We start from the raw sequence: 20,117 nt of genomic DNA on the forward strand, positions 1-20,117 counted from the left end.
GAGGGGTGATTGCCTGGAAATCTTCCTCCCTGCCCTCCCTGCCCGGAAAGTCGGACGACGTCCGGCTCTATGACACGGCCGCACAGGCCCGGGTGACCGTGCGTCCCGGCGGCGAAGCGAGCATGTACGTCTGCGGAATCACTCCGTACGACGCCACGCACATGGGCCACGCCTCCACCTACGTGGCGTTCGACCTGCTCAACCGCCAGTGGCGCGACGCCGGGCACACCGTCCGGTACGTCCAGAACGTCACCGACGTCGATGATCCGCTGCTCGAGCGCGCCAACGCCACCGGTGCGGACTGGCGGGAACTCGCACAGGAACAGACCCAGCTTTTCCGTGACGACATGGAGGCCTTGAACGTCCTGGCCCCGGACCACTACATCGGTGCCGTAGAGGCAGTGGAGTGGATCGTGCCGGTGGTGGAGGACCTGATGGACCGCGGCCTGGCCTACCGGGTTGCTGGCACCGGCGCAGAGCCCGACGGCGACCTCTATTTCGACGTCGAGGCCGCTTCCCGCCTGGCCGAAGATGATCCGGATGCCTGGTGGCTGGGACAGGTTTCGCACCTGACCCGGGAACAGATGCTCCCGGTCTTCGCAGAGCGCGGGGGAGACCCGGAGCGTCCCGGCAAGCGGAACGCCCTGGACCCGCTGCTGTGGCGCATGGCCCGTACCGGCGAACCGTCCTGGGACGGCGGCCGGCTCGGCACCGGACGTCCGGGCTGGCACATTGAGTGCTCCGTCATCGCCCAGCGCTTCCTGCCCCGCCCTTTCACGGTGCAGGCCGGCGGTTCGGACCTGGTCTTCCCGCACCACGAAATGAGTGCCGGACACGCCTTTGCCTGCGAGGGCACACCTCTGGCCTCGCACTACGCCCATGCCGGCATGGTGGGACTGGACGGCGAGAAAATGAGCAAGTCCCTGGGCAACCTGGTCCTGGTTTCCCGGCTGCGCGCCGAGGGAGTGGAGCCGTCGGCCATCCGCCTGGTGCTGCTGTCCCACCACTACCGCACGGATTGGTTCTGGACCTCCGACCAGCTGCGCGGGGCCGAGGAACGCCTGGTGGCGTGGCGGAAGGCCCTCCAGTTCACCAATGACGACGACGCCGCCGCACTCCTGGCCCAGATCCGCGGCGCGCTGGCTGATGACCTGGATGCTCCGGCCGCATTGCAGGCCGTCGATGCCTGGGCCGGTGCAGCAGTCCGCAGCGAATCGGCGGGAAGCCAGGCCGGCGCCGAACTCGTCTGCGCCTCACTGAATGCCCTGCTCGGACTCCAGCTCTAGGCGGAACGCCGAACCGCATCCGGCACGGGAACGCCGGCCGCACCCATCGGGTACGGCCGGCGTTTTCGTGTCCGGTTCCGAAGCTTCCCCTGCTCAGTCCCGACGTCGGCGCTTCAGGTACCGCTCGAATTCACGGGCAATGGATTCGCCGCTGGCTTCGGGGAGATCGGCCGTGTCCTTGGCCTCTTCCAGCTGGCGGACGTACGCCGCCACCTCCGGGTCCTCGGTTGCGAGCTCGTCCACGCCGCGTTCCCAGGCTTCGGCCTCTTCGGTCAACAGATGCGTGTCCAGGGGCGCCTGCAGCAGCTCCTCGATCCGGTTGAGCAACGCCAGCTGCGCCTTGGGTGACGGTGCCTGCCCCACATAGTGCGGTACGGCCGCCCAGAGCGAGATGGAGGGAATGTCCGCCAGGCCGGCCATTTCGGACACCACGCCCACAATGCCGATGGGCCCCTCGTAGGAGGAAGGCTCCAGGCTCAGGCTTTCCTGCAGGTCCGGTTCCTCGCAGGACGCGCTCACCGGGATGGGACGGGAATGCGGAACGTCGGCAAGCAGGGCACCGGCCAGGACAATGCAGTCCACGTCCAGTTCCTTGGCCAGGGCGATGAGCTCGGCGGTGTAGGCCCGCCACTTGTAGGAGGGTTCGACGCCGGTGACGAAGATGATGTCCAGGTTGCTGTCCGGCACTTCGGCACGGGAGATTCTCGTGGTCGGCCACTTGATCCGGTGCCCGCCGGACGCCGTCCGTTTCAGCGACGGTCTGGTGAACTGGAAGTCGTAGTATTCGTCCGCGTCGATACTCGCTATTTTTTCGCTGTCCCAGTGCCGGCTCAGGAATTTCAGGGCATCGGAGGCCGCTTCACCTGCATCATTCCAACCTTCGAACGCGGCCAGCATCACCGTGACGCGTTCTGAGGACGTCCCGTCGCCAAAAAAGTCCTGGAGGCCTGTGGCTTCAAAGCCTTCGGTATTGCTCACCACTTCACACTATGCCCCGTCCGCCCCGCATGTCAGGACCGGGCAACGGCGCTTCGCGGAGAGCAAAAGAAACACCGGCTTCCGCCGCCCCGTAGACTTAGGGCATGCCCCTCCTTCCCGCAGAAGATTCCCCCCACAGCCACGCCGACGCAGCACTGCAGGCAGTTTTCTGGGATATGGACGGCACCCTCGTGGATACCGAGCCGTATTGGATCGCCGCCGAAAAGGAACTGACCTCGGATTTCAACGTCGACTGGACGGACGCCCAGGCCGAGGCAATGGTCGGCCAGGCCCTGGAGGTGAGCGCCGGCATGCTGCAACGAGCCGGTGTCCCCTTGGAAAACCGTGAAATCATCGACCGGCTGATCGGACAGGTTGCGGCACAGGTCCGCCGCGAGGTGCCCTGGCGCCCGGGCGCCCGAGAACTGCTGGCCGAGCTGCGGGCAGCGGGTGTTCCCTGCGCCCTGGTCACCATGTCAGAGCCGGTGCTCGCCCGGGAAATCATCCGCGCGCTTCCCGCCGGGACGTTCGACGTCGTGGTGACCGGTGACATGGTCAGCCGCGGCAAACCGGATCCCGAGCCGTATCAGCTGGCCTTCGACACGCTCGCCGGCTCCGTTCCGGGCCTGGCCAAGGCCGGCGTGGTCGCCGTCGAGGACTCCCTGCCCGGGGCAACTTCGGCGCAGGCGGCCGGCCTGGTGACCCTGACGGTCCCGAACTTCGTTCCGTTGCCGCCGGGTGCCTTTGAGCACGAATGGCAGTCCCTGGCCGGCCGCGGAATAGACCAGCTGCGCGAGCTGCTTCCCGGTTTCGTCCTGGAGACCGCTAGGTGAGCAGCAACGGGCCCGCCGGAACGGAACGCCGGGAAGGTATCCCGCTGGGCAGCATTGCCGGAGTACCGGTGACCCTGGCGTATTCGTGGTTCCTCATCGCCGCGTTCATCGTGGCGGTGTTCGGGCCGCAGGTGCGGGACGCCTTCCCGGGCCTTGGCGCCGGTGCCTTTGCCGTGGCCCTGGGGTACGCGGTCCTGCTGCTGCTCTCGATCCTGGCGCACGAGGCAGCGCACGCCTTGACCGCCCGCGCCTACCACTGGCCTACCTCCAAGATCGTCCTCACACTGTGGGGCGGGCACACCCAGTTCGGGGACCTGCGCTCCACCCCGGGACGCTCCCTGCTCGTTGCCCTGGCCGGCCCGGCAGCCAATTTCCTGCTGGCGGCAGCCGGATTCGGGATCCTGCAGCTCCTTTCCGAAGGAAGCGTGGCTGAGCTGGTCACCTTCATCTTTGTCTCCGCCAATGTGCTGATAGGCGTTTTCAACGTCCTGCCCGGGCTGCCCCTGGACGGCGGACGCATTGTGGAAAGCGCGGTCTGGAAGATCACCGGGTCGCAGGAACGCGGCACCATCGCGGCCGGCTGGGCCGGACGCATCATCTCCGTCCTGCTCCTGGCTGCCGTTTTCGTTCCGCCCTACCTCCGGGGAGAGACGCCCTCCCTGAGCCTTGTCCTGCTGGCCGCCCTGCTGTGCGGCTTCCTCTGGATGGGCGCAGGCTCCGCCATCTCCAACGCCCGGGTGCGCCTGCGGCTGCCGCAGGTCAGTGCCGGTGCCCTGATGGAACCGGCGGTGTCCCTGCCCGGCCGGGCAACCGTCGGCGAGGCGCTCCGGCTGGCACGCGAGTATCCGGACGCCGCCGTGGTGGTCACTGCCGCAACCGGCCAGCCGGAAGCCGTCGTGGACCGCGGCGCCCTCGCATCGGTTCCCCACGAGCAGGCCGCCCAGGTGCCGGTGAGCGCCGTCGCCCGCCCGCTGGCTGCCGGCGCCTATGTCCCCGAAGCCGCGGCCGGACAGGAACTCGTCCAGTACCTGGCCAAACTGCAGGGCAGCGAATACGCGGTCATTGACCGGGACGGAACGGTTACCGGCCTGCTGCGCCAATCCGCCGTCGTCGCCGCCGTCACCGGGAAAGCCGCCCGCCCGCAGCGCTGACACCTCCAGCTTTTACCTGCCGGCACACGCGCGCCGGCACCCATAATCCAGCAAGAGAACCAAAGGAATACCATGAACTCCGATAACCAGGCGCAGGCCGCCACTGCTGCACCCCACGGGGCCGAGATCCGCAGGGGACCGCTCCGCCCCGGGGAACGGGTCCAGCTCACCGATGAGAAGGGCCGCCGCAACACCATCACCCTCACCGAGGGCGGCGCCTTCCACACGCACCGCGGCTACCTGCAGCACGACTCCGTCATCGGACTGCCCGAAGGGTCCGTGGTGTCCAACACCGCCGGACACCAGTACCAGATCCTGCGTCCGCTGCTCTCGGACTTCGTCCTGTCCATGCCGCGCGGTGCCGCCGTCGTCTATCCCAAGGACGCGGCCCAGATTGTCACCATGGCGGACATCTACCCCGGCGCCCGCGTCGTGGAAGCCGGCGTCGGCTCCGGCGCCCTGAGCATCTCGCTGCTGCGTGCAGTCGGTGACCACGGCACCCTGCACTCCTTTGAACGGCGCGAGGAATTCGCGCAGATCGCCCGCGGCAACGTGGAGACCTTCTTCGGCGGACCGCATCCGGCCTGGGACATCACCCTCGGGGATTTCCAGGACGAAGTCGTGAAAACCGAAGAGCCCGGCAGCGTGGACCGCGTGGTCCTGGACATGCTCGCCCCCTGGGAATGCACTGACGCCGTAGCCACCGTGCTCGCTCCGGGCGGCGTGTGGATCTCCTACGTGGCCACCGTCACCCAGCTCTCCCGCACCGCGGAAGCCATCCGGGCCGACGGCCGCTTCACCGAGCCGGATGGCTGGGAATCCATGGTCCGCGGCTGGCATCTCGAGGGCCTGGCCGTACGCCCGGACCACCGAATGGTGGCCCACACCGGCTTCCTGCTCACCGCGCGCCGGCTCGCCGAGGGTGCCACCGGACTCGTGGCCAAGCGCCGCGCTTCGAAAACAAACTTCAGCGAAGAGGACCTCAACGCCTGGACGCCCGCGGCCGTGGGGGAACGGGAAGTCTCCGCACACAAGCTGCGCCGTGCGGCCAAGGATGCCAGTTCCACCGTGCAGCGCGGAGCCCTCGAAAACGCCGAAAAATTCCAGCAGGAGACCGACACTCCATAGCGGGGGTAACCGGCTAAACACAAGACGCCGGACCCCGTGTATCTTCCGCAGCGCTGGGTTACTGTCATTGGACAGACCCAGAGCTACGTGAAGGCGGTCGGTATGATGGCTGAACCCGAAAACGTCGGACCCGCGACCGGGGGCTCCCGCCCGGTGTCCGCAGCGGCTGTAGCAGGCACCGAAGCACGCCAACTGAATGTCCTTCGGGACAAACTCCGGAATCTGGACCGGCAGCTCGCTGCCCTTACGCACAACAACGCCCGGCTCGTGGCGATGCTGGAGACCGCGAAAGCCGAAATCATCCGGTTGAAGGATGCCCTGGAAAACGAGGGAGCAACACCCTTCAGCTTCGGCACCGTCATCGGCGTGAACCAGCGCCGCGAAGCCGAACCCGGCGTGACGACCATCGCGGCAGTCCAGGAAAGCCTGGACATCATCCAGTCCGGCCGCAAACTCCGGGTTGCCGTTTCGCCCCTCCTGGACCTGGGACAGATCGTCCCGGGCCAGGAGGTGCTGTTGAACGAATCCCTTACCGTGATTGCCGCCCTCGGCTTCGAACGCGCGGGGGAACTGTTTACGGTGAAGGAGCTCCTGGAACCGGACCGGGTGCTGGTGATCGGGCGGGCCGACGACGAGCGCGTGGTGCGCCTCAACGGGCCCCTGGGCCGGGAAAAGGTCCGGGTGGGGGATGCCCTGACGGTGGACACCCGCATCGGCTACGCGCTGGAGAAGATCCCGCGCAGCGAAGTGGAGAACCTGGTCCTCGAAGAGGTTCCGGACATCTCCTACGCGGACATCGGCGGCCTCGGCCCGCAGATCGAGCAGATCCGCGACGCCGTCGAACTGCCGTTCATGCATCCCGACCTCTACCGCGAACACGGATTGAAGCCGCCCAAGGGCATCCTGCTCTACGGCCCTCCCGGCTGCGGCAAGACGCTCATTGCCAAGGCCGTGGCACACGCCCTCGCGGCACGGGTGATGGAGCAGACCGGCACGCTTGGTGCCCGCAGCTACTTCCTGAACATCAAGGGACCCGAGCTGCTGGACAAGTACGTGGGGGAGACGGAGCGCCACATCCGCCTGATCTTCGGCCGCGCCCGGGAGAAGGCCTCCGACGGCAGCCCCGTGGTGGTGTTCTTCGACGAAATGGATTCGCTGTTCCGCACCCGCGGCACCGGGGTGTCCTCCGACGTCGAAACCACCATTGTTCCGCAGCTGCTCAGCGAAATCGACGGCGTCGAGAAGCTGGAGAACGTGATTGTGATCGGAGCCTCCAACCGGGAGGACATGATCGATCCGGCCATCCTGCGTCCCGGCCGCCTGGACGTGAAGATCAAGATCCAGCGCCCCGATGCCGAAGGCGCAGCGGAGATCTTCGCGAAGTACCTGACCCCGGACCTGCCGCTGCACCGCGACGACCTTGCCGAGCACGGTTACGATCCGGTGGAAACGGTCAACGACATGGTCCGCCGCACGGTGGAGAAGATGTACGCCGAGGACAAGGCCAACGAATACCTGGAGGTCACCTACGCCAACGGCGACACCGAGATGCTGTACTTCAAGGATTTCAACTCCGGCGCCGTCATCCAGAACGTGGTGGACCGGGCCAAGAAGTACGCCATCAAGGACCTGCTGCAGCTGCACCAGCGCGGCCTGCGCATCGAACACCTGATGCGGGCCGTGGTGGATGAATTCCGCGAGCATGAGGACATGCCCAACACCACCAATCCGGATGACTGGGCACGGATCTCGGGAAAGAAGGGCGAGCGGATCACCTACATCCGCACCATCGTCCAGGGCAAGGCCGGCCAGGAACCGGGCCGGACCATCGAAACGGCGGCCAACCCGGGACAGTATCTGTGACCGTCCGCCGTGTCATGGGGACGGAAACCGAGTACGGCGTGCTCGCACCGTCCCTGCCGTCCGCCAATGCCACCGTCCTGTCCAGCCAGATCGTCAACGCGTACGCGGCCACGCTGCGGACCGGGGCGGGCAACCTGTCGGGCACCCGCTGGGACTACACCGACGAGGCGCCGCTGAACGATGCGCGTGGATTCGCAGTGCCCCGTGCCGCTGCGGATCCCACCCAGCTCACCGACGAACCGCCGGTGCTGGACGCCGAACAGATCGCCATGGAGGGCGGCGGACCCGCAGCCCTTTACGGGGAACAGACGCAGGACAACCCGGTGCTGATGAACATGGTCCTGGGCAACGGGGCGCGGCTGTACGTGGACCACGCCCACCCGGAGTACTCCTCGCCCGAAGTCACCCGGCCCCGCGACGCCGTGCTGTGGGACAAGGCCGGGGACGCCGTGGTGCTGTCCGCCATGCGGCATATAGCCAGGATGCCGGGATTCGCACCCGTCAACCTGTACAAGAACAACACCGACAACAAGGGCGCCTCCTACGGGTCGCATGAAAACTACCTTGTGCCCCGCAGCGTTCCTTTCGGAGCCCTCGTGAGCGGGCTGGTGCCGTTCTTCGTTTCCCGCCAGGTCATCGCCGGTTCCGGCCGGGTGGGCATCGGCACCAACAACCAGCGCCAGGGATTCCAGCTGAGCCAGCGGGCGGACTTCTTCGAAACGGAAGTGGGGCTGGAAACCACCATCCGCCGCCCGATCATCAATACCCGGGACGAGCCGCACGCGGTGGCGGAAAAGTACCGGCGCCTGCACGTCATCATCGGGGACGCGAACCTCAGCGAGGTATCCGCCCTGCTGAAGATCGGCACCACCTCGCTTGTCCTGTCCATGATCGAAGCCGGCAGTGCCCCCGCCGTCGAGCTGCGGGACCCGGTGGGCGCACTGCAGGCCATCAGCCACGACCCGTCACTGGAACAGCTGGTGGAACTGGCGGACGGCAGGATGGTCACCGGCCTGGACCTGCAGGAAATCTACTTCGAAGCAGCAGCGGCGCACTCCCGCGCAGGTGGCGGAACGGACGCAGACACTGAAGACGTACTCGCCCGCTGGTCCGCGTTGCTCGGCACCCTGAAGCGCGACCCCCTGGAGGCAGCCGCTTCCGTGGACTGGGTGGCGAAGCTGAAGCTGCTGCAGGCCTACCGCGAGCGCGACGGGTTGGCCTGGTCGGATGCCCGGCTGCACCTGGTGGATCTGCAGTACTCGGATATGCGCCCGGAGAAGGGGCTGTATTACCGACTGGCGGCCCGGGGCCAGATGGAACGGGTGCTTACCGACGAGCAGATTGCCCGTGCCGTCACCTCCCCGCCGGACGACACCCGTGCCTACTTCCGCGGGAACTGCCTCACCCGGTTCCCCAAGGAAGTGATCGGAGCAAGCTGGGATTCGATCATCTTCGAACTGCCCTCCCGCCGGCGGCTCCAGCGGATCCCCACCCGCGAGCCGCTCCGCGGCACCAGGGCCCTGACCGAGGAACTCTTCAACGCATCAGCCGATGCGGAGGATTTTGTCACCAGACTCCTGACCGGTTCCGACGCCGCCGTGGCACCATAGGACTAGGATTCAACCCCCGGGCAAGAAAGGGCTAGGCATCATGGCAACCCAGGACCGCAAAAACACCGGAACGCATCCCGTCGAAGAAGAAGAGACCGAGGCCGTCCCGCCCCCCGCAGCCGAAGCGGAAGCTTCCACCGAGACTGAAGGCGTGGACGACCTGCTGGACGAGATCGACGGCGTGCTGGAGAGCAACGCCGAAGAGTTCGTCCGCGGCTTCATCCAGAAGGGCGGTCAGTAGCGGATGGCCCCCCGGGACCCCGCCGCCTCCATCCATCAAGCCCCGTCCTCTTCCTTTACCGACCATCTTGCCCTCCACCGCCCCGAGCTGCTGCCGTCCTCCCGGTCCCTGGGACCGGCGTCGCACGGTTCCGCGGGGGAGCTGGCCCCGCAGGCCACCACCATCGTTTCCCTCACCTACGCAGGGGGAGTCCTGATGGCAGGGGACCGGCGGGCCACGATGGGCAACATGATCGCCAGCCGGCACATCAAGAAAGTCTTCCCGGCGGACACCTACTCCGTGCTGGGGATCGCCGGTACGGCAGGGCTCGCCCTGGACATGATCCGGCTGTTCCAGGTGGAACTGGAGCACTACGAGAAGATCGAGGGAACACCCATGAGCCTGGACGGCAAGTCCAACCGGCTCGCGGCCATGGTGCGCTCCAACCTTCCGCTGGCGCTGCAGGGACTGGCCGTTGTCCCGCTCTTTGCCGGGTTCGACACCCAGCGGCGGACCGGCCGGCTCTTTTCCTATGACGTCACCGGCGGCCGGTACGAGGAATACGAGCACCACAGCGTCGGCTCCGGGTCGGTGTTCGCACGCGGCGCCCTGAAGAAACTCTGGCAGCCGAACCTCGACGAGGAGGATGCGGTCCGGGTGGCCGTGGAGTCCCTCTACGACGCCGCCGACGACGATTCGGCCACCGGCGGCCCGGACATGGTCCGGCGCCTGTGGCCGGTGGTCTACGTCGTCAACAGTGCCGGCAACCGGGAGATCCCCGAACGGGAACTGCAGGAACTCTCCCGTGAACTCATCGCAAGGCGCACCGCTGCCGGACTGGAGGCGTAGCCGTGACCCAGCAGTTCTACGTCTCGCCCGAACAACTGATGAAGGACCGGGCGGACTTCGCCCGGAAAGGCATTGCCCGGGGACGCTCGGTAGTGGTCCTGACCTGCAGGGAAGGTATTGCCCTGGTGGCGGAGAACCCTTCACCGTCCCTCCATAAGCTCAGCGAAATCTATGACCGGATCGGCTTCGCCGCCGTCGGCAAGTACAACGAATTCGAGTCCCTGCGCCAAGCGGGCATCCGGTTCGCGGATGTGCGCGGCTACTCCTATTCCCGCGACGACGTCTCCGCGCGCGGGTTGGCCAGTGTCTACGCGCAGAGCCTCGGCTCGGTTTTCACCACTGAGGGAAAGCCGTTCGAAGTGGAGCTGGCCGTCGCCGAGGTAGGGGAGGATCCGTATTCGGACCGCCTGTACCGCCTGAACTTCGACGGCTCTATCGCGGATGAAAGCAATTACACGGTGATGGGCGGACAGGCCGAGATCGTCAATGAAGCCCTCAGCCGGTCATGGAACCAGGACGCGGATTTCGGCTCCGCCATCCGGACGGCCGTTCAGGCGCTTTCCGCCACCCGCACAGCCAATGGTCCGGGCAACGGGCAGGCACCCGAACCGCTGGGCGCCGGCCTGCTGGAGGTCGCCGTCCTGGACCGGGACCCGCTTTCCACCCGCGGCACCGTCAGGGCGTTCCGCAGGATAAACACCGTTGAGCTGGACCGTCTGTTGTCCAGCGCGGAAGGAGACTGATGGACCGCAGGATCTATGGAGTGGAAACGGAATTCGGCATCGCCTATTCCGGCCCCGATTCGCGTCCCCTTTCCCCGGAGGAAGTGGCCCGCTACCTCTTCCGCAAGGTCGTCAGCTGGGGCCGCTCATCAAATGTTTTCCTGACCAACGGCTCACGCCTCTACCTCGACGTCGGCTCGCACCCGGAGTACGCCACCGCGGAGTGCGACGACCTGGCGCAGCTGGTGGCCCATGACCGTGCCGGCGAGCTGATCCTGGAAGACCTGGTGGAGGAGGCGGAGGACCGGCTGAAAGCCGAAGGCTTCAACGGCAGCGTCTACCTCTTCAAAAACAACACCGACTCCGCCGGCAACTCCTACGGCAGCCACGAAAACTACCTCATTCCGCGCCGGCTCGAATTTTCCCGGCTGGCGGATGTCCTCATTCCGTTCCTGGTCACCCGCCAGCTGCTGGTCGGTGCCGGCAAGGTGCTCAAGACCCAGTCCGGTTCCCTCTTCGCATTTTCCCAGCGGGCAGACCACATCTGGGAAGGCGTCTCCTCTGCGACCACCCGGTCCCGGCCCATCATCAACACACGGGATGAGCCGCACGCCGACGCCGAACACTACCGCCGGCTGCACGTGATAGCCGGAGATTCGAACATGTCCGAGACGACCATGCTCCTCAAGGCCGGGTCTGTCGACCTGATGCTGCGGATGATCGAGGCCGGCGTACTGATGCGGGACCTGCGCCTGGAGAACCCGATCCGCAGCATCCGGGAAACGTCGCATGACCTCTCCGGCCGTCAGCCGCTGAAACTGGCCAACGGTTCCACGATGTCGCCGCTGGACCTGCAGCGCATCTACCTCCAGCGCGTCCAGGACTTCGTCGCAGCCAACGGTGAGCACAACCGGCATGTCGGACGGATCATCGATCTGTGGACACGCACGCTGGACGCCGTCGAGTCCGGCGACCACTCCGGGATCGACACGGAAATCGACTGGGCCATCAAGAAAAAACTGGTGGACCGGGTGGCAGAGCGGCACGGACTCGAGATGTCTTCCCCGCGCCTGGCCCAGGTCGACCTGACCTATCACGACATATCGCGGCGCCGCGGATTGTTCTACCTGCTGCAGTCCCGCGGCGAAACGGCCCGCGTGGTGGAGGACAGCGATATCAAGGAAGCCGTGGACCAGCCGCCGCAGACCACCCGTGCCAAGCTGCGCGGCGACTTCGTCCGCCGTGCCAAGAATGCCAACCGCGACTTCACGGTGGACTGGGTGCACCTCAAGCTCAATGACCGGGCCCAGCAGACGGTGCTGTGCAAGGACCCTTTCGCGTCCGTCGATGAACGGGTCGAGGCGCTGCTTTCCACTCTCTGACCGCTCTTCGCCACCGTCCGTAAGGCACCGCCTCCGCACCTTACCTAGGCTTCATCCAGCTGGACCGGCTAGTCTGGGGCGTATTGCGGCCGCGCGGCGTCTGTCTGCCCGGCGTACCGGCAACTACGGTAAGGCCGCCCTGCTCACTGTCCACCACTGAAAGAAGTACTGTGCGTAAAGTACTAGCAATCCTCCTGCCCTTCCTGCTGTTCCTCACTGCCTGCTCCGGCGGCGATGAAGCCAAGAGCAGCGGGCCGTTGTCCTCCGTGAAGATCGAGCGGGGCGACGACGAAACCTCCGTCCCGAGCGTCGACTTCGATAAGCCGCTGAGCGTCGACGAGCCCACCCTGGCCCGGATCAACGACGGCGACGGCGACGAAGTAGCCGAAGGCCAGACGGCCATGATCCGCCTCGCGATGGTCAACCCGGAAGACGGCACGGTCGGCCAGGAGACCTACAGCGGCGAAAACGCCGAAGGCATCGCCGTGGACGAGAGCCTGAAGTCCGGCAACTCGCAGATGTACGACGCACTGCTCGGCGCTCCCGTGGGCTCCGACTTCGCGTATTACATTCCGGCCAATGAAGAAGCCGGAACCGAACCGAACTTCATCGTCTTCACCATCACTGATGCAATGGACACGGTCCCGACGCTGAGCCCGGACGAAGCTGCTGCCCGGAACAGCGACGGCACCCTGCTGATGAGCGGCGAAGACGTTAGCGCCCTTGAAGCCGAAGGAAAGCTTCCCGAGGTTTCCTTCGCCGAAGACGGCACCCCGTCCATCACCATCCCGGAAGGCGCCGAGGAACCGGAGCGCCTGGTGGTAAAGGTCCTGGAAGAAGGCGACGGTCCGGTGCTCGAATCCACCGGGACCGTGGTAGCCGATTACCTCGGTGTCAGCCTGCGGGACGGCGAGCCGTTCGACTCCAGCTACGAGCGCGGCGAACCTGCCGAGTTCCCCCTGGCGAACGTGATTCCGGGCTGGACCTACGGCCTGGCCGATCAGAAGGCCGGCTCCAAGGTCCTGCTGGTCCTGCCGTCCGAACTGGCCTACGGTGATCCCGCCGGCGGCAGCAGCCCCTCGGGACCGCTGGTCTTCGTCGTGGACATCAAGGAAGTCAAGTAGCCTTAACTCCTGACCCACCAGACATAAGGAGCACCAATGTCATTCGGAAAGCGTGAATACGACCGCCAGAAGCCGGAGATCGATTTCCCGGCCCACGATGCCCCCACGGATCTCATTATTGAGGACCTCGTGGTCGGCGACGGCCGGGAAGTAAAGGCCGGAGACACGGTTTCCACCCACTACGTGGGCGTTGCCTTCTCCACCGGCGAGGAGTTCGACGCGTCCTGGAACCGGGGCACACCCCTGGACTTCCGTGTGGGCGTAGGCCAGGTTATCCAGGGCTGGGACCAGGGCCTGCTGGGCATGAAGGTCGGCGGCCGCCGCCGGCTCGAAATCCCTTCCTCGATGGCCTACGGCGACCGGGGCGCCGGATCCGCCGTGGCTCCGGGCGAGTCGCTGATCTTCGTAGTGGACCTGCTCGGCGTCCGCTGATCCGTCCCTCCTGCCAAGGGCGGAACCGCTGTCACCTGCGACGGCGGTTCCGCCCTTTCGCATGTCCCGGCCCGGAAGGAAGGTAGATTAGCTCCCGTGTCCGCCAAGAGAACCGAACGCCTGCTGAATCTGGTCATTGCGCTGCTGTCCACGCGCAGGGGCTTCACCAAGCACGAGTTGTTCGAAGAGATTGAACTGTATTCAGAAGCCTCCACGGCAGATGCCCGGGAAAAGCTCTTTGACCGGGACAAGGCCTTCCTGCGCGAACAGGGCATCCCGGTGGAGTCCTACAGCGAAGAGACTCTGTTCGAGGACAACACCACCCAGCGCTACCGCATCCGGCAGGACGCGTACCGGCTTCCCGGTGTCCGGTTCACGCCGGAGGAATCCGCCGTCCTGACCCTGGCCGCCCGTATGTGGGACCAGGCATCGCTGGGCTCGGCCGCCGCCCGCGCCCTGCGCAAGCTCCACGCCCGGGGAGTGCTTCCCGACGACGCCGCGGCCATTCCCCTCCAGCCCAGCATCCGCACCAATGACGCGCATTTCGACGAGATCTGGCGTGCCGCCACCACCCGCATGCCGGTAACCTTCGGCTACCGGCCGGTCGGCAGCACGGAGAAGTCCGTCCGGCAGGTCCAGCCCTGGGGCATGGGCAGCCGCTTCGGCCACTGGTACCTGGTGGGCTACGACCTGGACCGCGGCGCGGAACGGATCTTCCGGCTTTCCCGCATGGAGGGGCCGGTACGGCTGCGGCCAGGCGCCTACACCGTGCCCGCGGACTTCGACATCGACGCCTCGCTCGCTTCCCTGGACGACGTCTATGCGCCGCGGCCGGCAGCAGTGGAAGTCGATCCCGGCGCCGGGGCGGCCCTGCGGCTGCAGGCAGAATCCATCGAGCCCGGAAACGCAGGCCGGGACCGGCTCCAGCTGCGGGTCCGCGATCTGGATGCGCTGGCCGCGGACACCGCCGCCCTCGGCGCGGCCGCCGTCGCCGTCGAACCGGCCGAATTTGCCGACGCCGTCCGTACCGCCCTCGCCCGCGCCCTGGAAACCCAGCGCCGGCCGCTGCCGGGATTCGAACTGGCCGCCTCCGCCGCTCCGGCCCGCCGTCCGGCGTCGGGCGCGCAGGACCACCTCACCCGCCTGCTGGACCTGGTGCCCTATGTCCTGGCGAACCAGGGTGCGGACATGAACGAAACCGCCGATGCCTTCGGTGTCAGCAAGGAACAGCTGGGCAAGGACCTGAACCTGCTGTTCGTGAGCGGCCCGCGGCATTACCCCAACGGGCTGATGGACGTCAGTTTCGACGACGACCGGATCTACATCGAGAACGCCGAGAACCTCTCCGAGCCGGTGCGTTTCGGCATGGACGAAGCCGCGGCCCTGATCGTGGGGTTGGACACACTGTCGGCCCTGCCGGGCATCGGTTCCTCCGCAGCGGTTGCCAGCGCCCTGGAGAAGCTGACCGAGGCGGCAGGGGAGGCCGGCGGCGTCGGCACCGCTGTCGCGGCCCGTCTGGACGACGAATCCGACGGCACCGTACTGGCCGAACTCCAGCAGGCGATCAGCGGCACGCGCCAGCTTGAACTGCGCTATCTGGTTCCGCGCCGTGACGAAGTCACTCTCCGCACCGTTGACCCGAGGCGGCTCTTCTCCGTGGACAACACCTGGTACCTGGAAGCGTGGTGCCACCGGGCGGAAGCGCCGCGGAATTTCCGGGTGGACCGGATCCACGGCGTGCGGGACACCGGCCCGGCCCTGACCCACGCCCCGGAGCCCGGGGCCGCATTCCCTGCCAGCCTGTTCACGCCGGGACCCCTGGATCACCGGGTGACGCTGGTCCTGGAGCCCGCCGCCCTCTGGGTGGCCGAGGCCTACGACGCCGAACGGCAGGCGCCGCTGGCGGACGGACGAACCGCGGTGGAACTGCGCACGGCGGATACCGCCTGGATTCCGGCTTTCACTGCCCGGTTGGGCGGAGCTGCCGCGGTCGCGGCGCCGGAGGAACTGCGTTCCGCCACCCTGGCCTGGCTGGAGGAGGCTGCCGCGAACTACCGGCCTGCGTAGCCGCCGGTCCGGCCGGGCGGGCAGTCTCCACTATGCTGGGGATATGCCTTGGTGGTCCTGGATACTCATTTGGCTTGCCCTCGCGGCAGGCGCTGCGGCTTTCTACGCCCTGATCGGCTACCGGCTCTTCCAAAGGTTCCTCGGTATTCTCCGGGAATTCGAAGCCGCATCTGCGAAGCTGTCCCTACGCACTCCGGATACCGTTCCGTCCACCGTCCTCGAAGAAGAGCCTGCCGGCATCTTCACGGAGCCGGGCGAAGCGCGGAAGGCCTACGACGCCGGCAAGGCGGCCCGCCGGGAGGCCCGGCGCCTGCGCCGCATCGAGCGGCGCACCGCCAAGGGACAGCCCCGCGCGTGGCGGGATTTCCCGGAACTCTGACATAGAATATTCTCCAACGAAAGGACACCGCCATGAGGCTTGAAGGCTGGCAAATCATCGTCATTGTTGTACTGGCCATTCTGCTCTTCGGCGCTCCGAAGCTTCCGGGGCTGGCAAGGAGCTTGGGGCAGTCCCTTCGCATCTTCAAATCCGAAGTCCGACAGATGAAGGACGACAATCCTTCGACCACGGCGCCCACCGATCCGGTGGAGGGGAAGGTAGTGCACCCCGCACCGCAGCCGAAGGCGTCCGAACAAACGTTCTTCCCCGGACAGACTCCGCCCTCCGGAACCCCGGGCGGGTCCCCGGATTCTGCGGGTAACCCGCCAACCAGCCGCTAGCAGCCGTGGCGCTGAACAAAGGGCGCAAATCCAACCCCGAAGGGCGGATGGCCCTCAAGGAGCATCTGCGGGAATTCCGCAACAGGCTCTTCAAGTCGGCCATCGCCGTGGTGCTGGGCACCGTGGGCGGGTTCTTCGTCTACCTGCCCGTTTTTGAGGCGCTGACCCGGCCGCTCCTGGAAGCAGGCAACAGCGGCGGCCGATTCACCACCATCAACTTCGAAGGCGTCGCCACTCCGTTCGACCAGATGGTCCAGGTCTCGGTGTTCGTGGGACTTGTGGCCTCCAGCCCGGTGTGGCTCTATCAGGCCTGGGCGTTCATCACGCCCGGACTCAAGCGCAAGGAACGCCGCGCGGCCCTGGGCTTCCTGGCCGCCGCCGTCCCGCTGTTCATCGGCGGTATTGTCCTGGCGTGGCTGATCCTGCCACAGGCAGTGCGGGTGCTTACCGATTTCACGCCCGAGGGCGGGTCCAACGTCATTACGGCTTCGGTCTACCTGGCCTTCGTGCTGCGGTTGCTCCTGGCCTTCGGCATCGCCTTCCTGATTCCGGTATTCCTGGTGGGCCTGAACCTGGCCGGCCTGTTGAGCGGGCGGACCATCATTAAATACTGGCGGATCACCGTCTTCCTGATCTGCCTTTTTGCCGCCATGGCTGCTCCCGGCGCCGACGCCCTGAGCATGTTCTACCTCGCCGCGCCGCTGCTGCTGCTTTTCGCCGTGGCGGTGGGCATCTGCCTGCTCAATGACCGGCGCCGGGTCCGGAAGCAGGCGGAGCGGGAAGCAGCAGTGGAAGCCGAAGCCGACACGGCCACCCCCATCGACAAGCTGTAAGGCCATGGACGCGTTCGCCCACCGATGATATTGGCGTTCCGCGGCGGGCGCAGCGCATAGGCTTGGTTCATGACTTCTCCTTCGGAGCGGTACCTTGCCGCAAAACAACGTTCCGAACATGCCAAGACGCAGCTGGGGGTCTTCGAGCAGTCGCTGGGCTTCGAACTGGACGCTTTCCAGTCGGAAGCCTGCCAGTCCCTCGAAGCCGGCCGCGGCGTCCTCGTCGCAGCCCCCACGGGGGCCGGCAAGACCGTGGTGGGGGAGTTCGCCGTCTATCTGGCCCTGCAAAACGGCCTGAAGGCCTTCTACACCACCCCCATCAAGGCCCTGAGCAACCAGAAATACAGCGAGCTGGCCGCCGCTTACGGCAGTGACCGGGTGGGCCTGCTGACGGGAGACACCAGCATCAACCCGGACGCCGACGTCGTGGTGATGACCACCGAAGTGCTGCGGAACATGCTCTACTCCAACTCGGACACCCTCATCGACCTGGGCTACGTGGTCATGGACGAGGTGCATTACCTGGCGGACCGGTTCCGCGGGGCGGTCTGGGAAGAGGTCATCATCCACCTGCCTTCCGACGTCCGGGTGGTTTCGCTCAGCGCCACCGTGTCCAATGCCGAGGAATTCGGCGCCTGGCTGGACACCGTCCGCGGCGACACCGACGTGGTGGTTTCGGAGCACCGGCCGGTTCCGCTCTGGCAGCACGTGATGGTCGGCCGCGACATCTTCGACCTGTTCGAATCCGATGTTTCCTTCGACGAGGCAGCCGATGAGCAGCCCGGCGCCAAGGAACGCTACCGGGTCAACCCCGAGCTGATGGAGCTGGCGCGGGCCGAGTCCCGCGTCAACCAGCGGGGACACTGGGGCGGTCCGCGCGGTTCCTCCCGCGGCGGACGCCGTGACTCCTCCCGCGGCGGGCGGCCCGGCGGCCACGGCGGGCCGCCGATCACACGCATCCAGCGGGCATCGCGGCCGCAGGTCATCGCCCAGCTGGACCGCAACGGCCTGCTGCCCGCCATCACCTTCATCTTTTCCCGCAACGGCTGCGAGGGCGCTGTACGCCAGTGCGTCGAGTCGGGCCTTTGGCTGACGGACGAAGACGAACGCCGGGAGATTGCCCGGGTGGTGGACGAAGCCACCCAGGACATCCCCGAAGAAGACCTCGAGGTGCTGGGGTTCTGGACGTGGCGCGAGGGCCTGGTGCGCGGTTTCGCCGCCCACCACGCCGGTATGCTGCCCACCTTCAAGGAAGTGGTGGAACGCCTGTTCGCCGCCGGGCTGGTCCGCGCGGTTTTCGCCACCGAAACGCTGGCCCTGGGCATCAACATGCCGGCACGGTCCGTGGTGCTGGAAAAACTGGACAAGTTCAACGGCGAAGCGCACGTGGACATCACCGCCGGCGAGTACACCCAGCTGACCGGCCGGGCAGGACGCCGCGGGATCGACGTCGAGGGCCACGCCGTGGTCCTGTGGCAGCCGGGCACCGACCCCGCTGCCGTGGCGGGCCTGGCCTCGCGGCGCACGTACCCGCTGAACTCCAGTTTCCGGCCCACCTACAACATGAGCATCAACCTCATCGCGCAGTTCGGGCGGGAACGGGCGCGCGGGATCCTCGAGTCCTCCTTCGCCCAGTTCCAGGCGGACCGGTCCGTGGTGGGCCTGGCGAAGCAGGTCCGTTCGCGCGAAGAATCACTCGCCGGCTACGAAAAGGCGATGACCTGCCACCTGGGGGACTTCAACGAGTACGCTGCCCTGCGCCGGCAGCTCTCGGACCTGGAAAACACCGCGTCAAAAACCAAGGCGCGGAATCGGCGGAGTGCCGCCGCAGCCTCGCTGGAGAACCTGCGCCCCGGGGACATCGTGTTCCTTCCCGGAGGCCGGAACTCCGGCCACGCCGTCGTACTGGACGTGGATGCCTCCGCCCGCGAGGTGCGGCCGGCGATCCTGACCGAAGACAAGCAGATCCGGCGTATCAGCGCTGCCGACATCGATGACGTCCTTGAACCGGTCTCGCACATCCGCATCCCCAAGTCCTTCAACGCCCGCTCACCCAAGGACCGGCGCGATCTGTCCTCGTCGCTGCGCAACGCACTGCACGACCATCGGCCGCCGCGGCCGGCGTCGGCCCGCGCCAACGCCATGCACCCGGCGGGCACGGAGCGGCAGGAGCAGGCAATCGCAGAGCTGCGCCGGAAAATGCGGGCGCATCCCTGCCACGGCTGCAGTGAACGTGAAGACCACGCCCGCTGGGCCGAGCGCTGGTGGAAGCTGCGCCGGGAAACCGACAACCTCGTCGGACAGATCCGGGGCCGCACCAACACCATTGCCAAAACCTTCGACCGGGTCTGCGAGGTGCTTACCCGGTACGGCTACGTTGCCCCGGACGAGTCCGGCCTCGACGCCGTGACCCCGGCCGGACAGAAACTGCGGCGCATCTACGGCGAAAAGGACCTCCTCGTGGCCCTCTCGCTGGAGCAGGGCGCCTTCACTGACCTCGACGCCGCCGAGCTGGCCTGCCTGGCCTCTGCCCTGGTCTACCAGGCGAAGCGGGAAGAGCGCGGGCTGCGGCCGAAGATGCCGAGTGTTTCGCTGGAGTCGGCGGTGGACGTCGTCATCCGCCAGTGGTCCGAGCTCACGGACCTCGAAGAGGCGTCCCGGCTGCCGCAGACCGTCGAACCGGAACTGGGCCTGGTCTGGCCCATGTACAAGTGGGTCAAGGGCAAGCACCTCCAGGTGGCCCTGAACGGCACGGAGCTGGCGGCGGGGGACTTTGTCCGGTGGGCCAAGCAGGTGATCGACCTGCTGGACCAGCTGGCCAAGGTCCCGGACCTGCCGGCCGGCATGCGCCGCCGCTTCCTGGACGCCATTTCCCTGGTGCGGCGCGGCGTCGTCGCCTACTCCAACGTCGGCGACTGA

At 66.7% G+C, this 20,117-nt stretch carries 18 protein-coding genes; 17 read left to right on the forward strand and 1 reads right to left on the reverse strand.

Annotation, left to right across the window (positions count from 1 at the left end; translation table 11 throughout):
- Positions 1 to 5: 5 nt before the first annotated feature.
- Positions 6 to 1,286, forward strand: coding sequence for a cysteine--1-D-myo-inosityl 2-amino-2-deoxy-alpha-D-glucopyranoside ligase (mshC, locus tag N2K99_RS08720; protein WP_227921603.1), 1,281 nt, complete (start codon positions 6 to 8; stop codon positions 1,284 to 1,286).
- A gap of 93 nt (positions 1,287 to 1,379) precedes the next feature.
- Here mshC and N2K99_RS08725 read toward each other — a convergent pair whose 3' ends face one another.
- Positions 1,380 to 2,264 carry a PAC2 family protein gene (locus tag N2K99_RS08725; protein ID WP_227921601.1) on the reverse strand — a complete coding sequence of 295 codons (885 nt, stop codon included), beginning with the start codon at positions 2,262 to 2,264 and terminating at the stop codon, positions 1,380 to 1,382.
- Between the two features lie 104 nt (positions 2,265 to 2,368).
- Here N2K99_RS08725 and N2K99_RS08730 point away from each other — a divergent pair, with 104 nt between their 5' ends.
- The 16 genes from N2K99_RS08730 to N2K99_RS08805 all read left to right on the forward strand — a co-directional run bounded on the left by N2K99_RS08730 (position 2,369) and on the right by N2K99_RS08805 (position 20,117).
- Complete coding sequence (locus N2K99_RS08730) at positions 2,369 to 3,097, forward strand: HAD family phosphatase (protein WP_227933522.1); 729 nt, start codon at positions 2,369 to 2,371, stop codon at positions 3,095 to 3,097.
- Positions 3,094 to 4,248, forward strand: a complete 1,155-nt coding sequence (locus N2K99_RS08735; protein WP_227933523.1) for a site-2 protease family protein — start codon at positions 3,094 to 3,096, stop codon at positions 4,246 to 4,248. Before N2K99_RS08730 ends, N2K99_RS08735 begins: the two co-directional genes overlap by 4 nt.
- Positions 4,249 to 4,320: 72 nt before the next feature.
- Positions 4,321 to 5,376: a tRNA (adenine-N1)-methyltransferase gene (locus N2K99_RS08740; protein WP_227921594.1), complete on the forward strand. Its 1,056-nt coding sequence runs from the start codon at positions 4,321 to 4,323 to the stop codon at positions 5,374 to 5,376.
- Positions 5,377 to 5,478: 102 nt separating this feature from the next.
- A complete protein-coding gene (arc, locus tag N2K99_RS08745) occupies positions 5,479 to 7,239 on the forward strand; it encodes a proteasome ATPase (RefSeq protein WP_374200044.1) in 1,761 nt (586 codons plus the stop codon).
- Positions 7,240 to 7,253: 14 nt separating this feature from the next.
- Complete coding sequence (dop, locus tag N2K99_RS08750) at positions 7,254 to 8,849, forward strand: depupylase/deamidase Dop (protein ID WP_227922763.1); 1,596 nt, start codon at positions 7,254 to 7,256, stop codon at positions 8,847 to 8,849.
- A 40-nt stretch (positions 8,850 to 8,889) separates the two neighbouring features.
- The gene (locus N2K99_RS08755; RefSeq protein WP_227921592.1) at positions 8,890 to 9,090 is read left to right on the forward strand and encodes a ubiquitin-like protein Pup; all 201 of its coding nucleotides are present in this window, start codon (positions 8,890 to 8,892) and stop codon (positions 9,088 to 9,090) included.
- A 3-nt stretch (positions 9,091 to 9,093) separates the two neighbouring features.
- On the forward strand, positions 9,094 to 9,918 hold the full coding sequence (prcB, locus tag N2K99_RS08760; protein ID WP_227921590.1) for a proteasome subunit beta: 825 nt from the start codon (positions 9,094 to 9,096) through the stop codon (positions 9,916 to 9,918).
- Between the two features lie 2 nt (positions 9,919 to 9,920).
- Positions 9,921 to 10,661, forward strand: coding sequence for a proteasome subunit alpha (gene prcA / locus N2K99_RS08765; protein WP_227921587.1), 741 nt, complete (start codon positions 9,921 to 9,923; stop codon positions 10,659 to 10,661).
- A complete protein-coding gene (pafA, locus tag N2K99_RS08770; protein WP_227921585.1) occupies positions 10,661 to 12,022 on the forward strand; it encodes a Pup--protein ligase in 1,362 nt (453 codons plus the stop codon). Before prcA ends, pafA begins: the two co-directional genes overlap by 1 nt.
- Positions 12,023 to 12,192: 170 nt before the next feature.
- Positions 12,193 to 13,146: an FKBP-type peptidyl-prolyl cis-trans isomerase gene (locus N2K99_RS08775; protein ID WP_227933524.1), complete on the forward strand. Its 954-nt coding sequence runs from the start codon at positions 12,193 to 12,195 to the stop codon at positions 13,144 to 13,146.
- A gap of 36 nt (positions 13,147 to 13,182) precedes the next feature.
- Positions 13,183 to 13,578, forward strand: coding sequence for an FKBP-type peptidyl-prolyl cis-trans isomerase (locus N2K99_RS08780; RefSeq protein ID WP_227921581.1), 396 nt, complete (start codon positions 13,183 to 13,185; stop codon positions 13,576 to 13,578).
- A gap of 96 nt (positions 13,579 to 13,674) precedes the next feature.
- Positions 13,675 to 15,645, forward strand: a complete 1,971-nt coding sequence (locus N2K99_RS08785; protein WP_227933525.1) for a YafY family protein — start codon at positions 13,675 to 13,677, stop codon at positions 15,643 to 15,645.
- A 43-nt stretch (positions 15,646 to 15,688) separates the two neighbouring features.
- Positions 15,689 to 16,024: a hypothetical protein gene (locus tag N2K99_RS08790; RefSeq protein WP_227921576.1), complete on the forward strand. Its 336-nt coding sequence runs from the start codon at positions 15,689 to 15,691 to the stop codon at positions 16,022 to 16,024.
- Positions 16,025 to 16,056: 32 nt separating this feature from the next.
- Positions 16,057 to 16,365, forward strand: coding sequence for a Sec-independent protein translocase subunit TatA (gene tatA, locus N2K99_RS08795; protein WP_227921573.1), 309 nt, complete (start codon positions 16,057 to 16,059; stop codon positions 16,363 to 16,365).
- 5 nt (positions 16,366 to 16,370) lie between these two features.
- Positions 16,371 to 17,198, forward strand: coding sequence for a twin-arginine translocase subunit TatC (gene tatC, locus N2K99_RS08800; protein WP_227921571.1), 828 nt, complete (start codon positions 16,371 to 16,373; stop codon positions 17,196 to 17,198).
- Between the two features lie 69 nt (positions 17,199 to 17,267).
- Positions 17,268 to 20,117 (forward strand): RNA helicase, encoded by a 2,850-nt coding sequence (locus N2K99_RS08805; RefSeq protein ID WP_227933526.1) that lies wholly within the window; start codon positions 17,268 to 17,270, stop codon positions 20,115 to 20,117.

Source organism: Arthrobacter sp. zg-Y1110, from assembly GCF_025244865.1.
GTDB lineage: Bacteria > Actinomycetota > Actinomycetes > Actinomycetales > Micrococcaceae > Arthrobacter_B.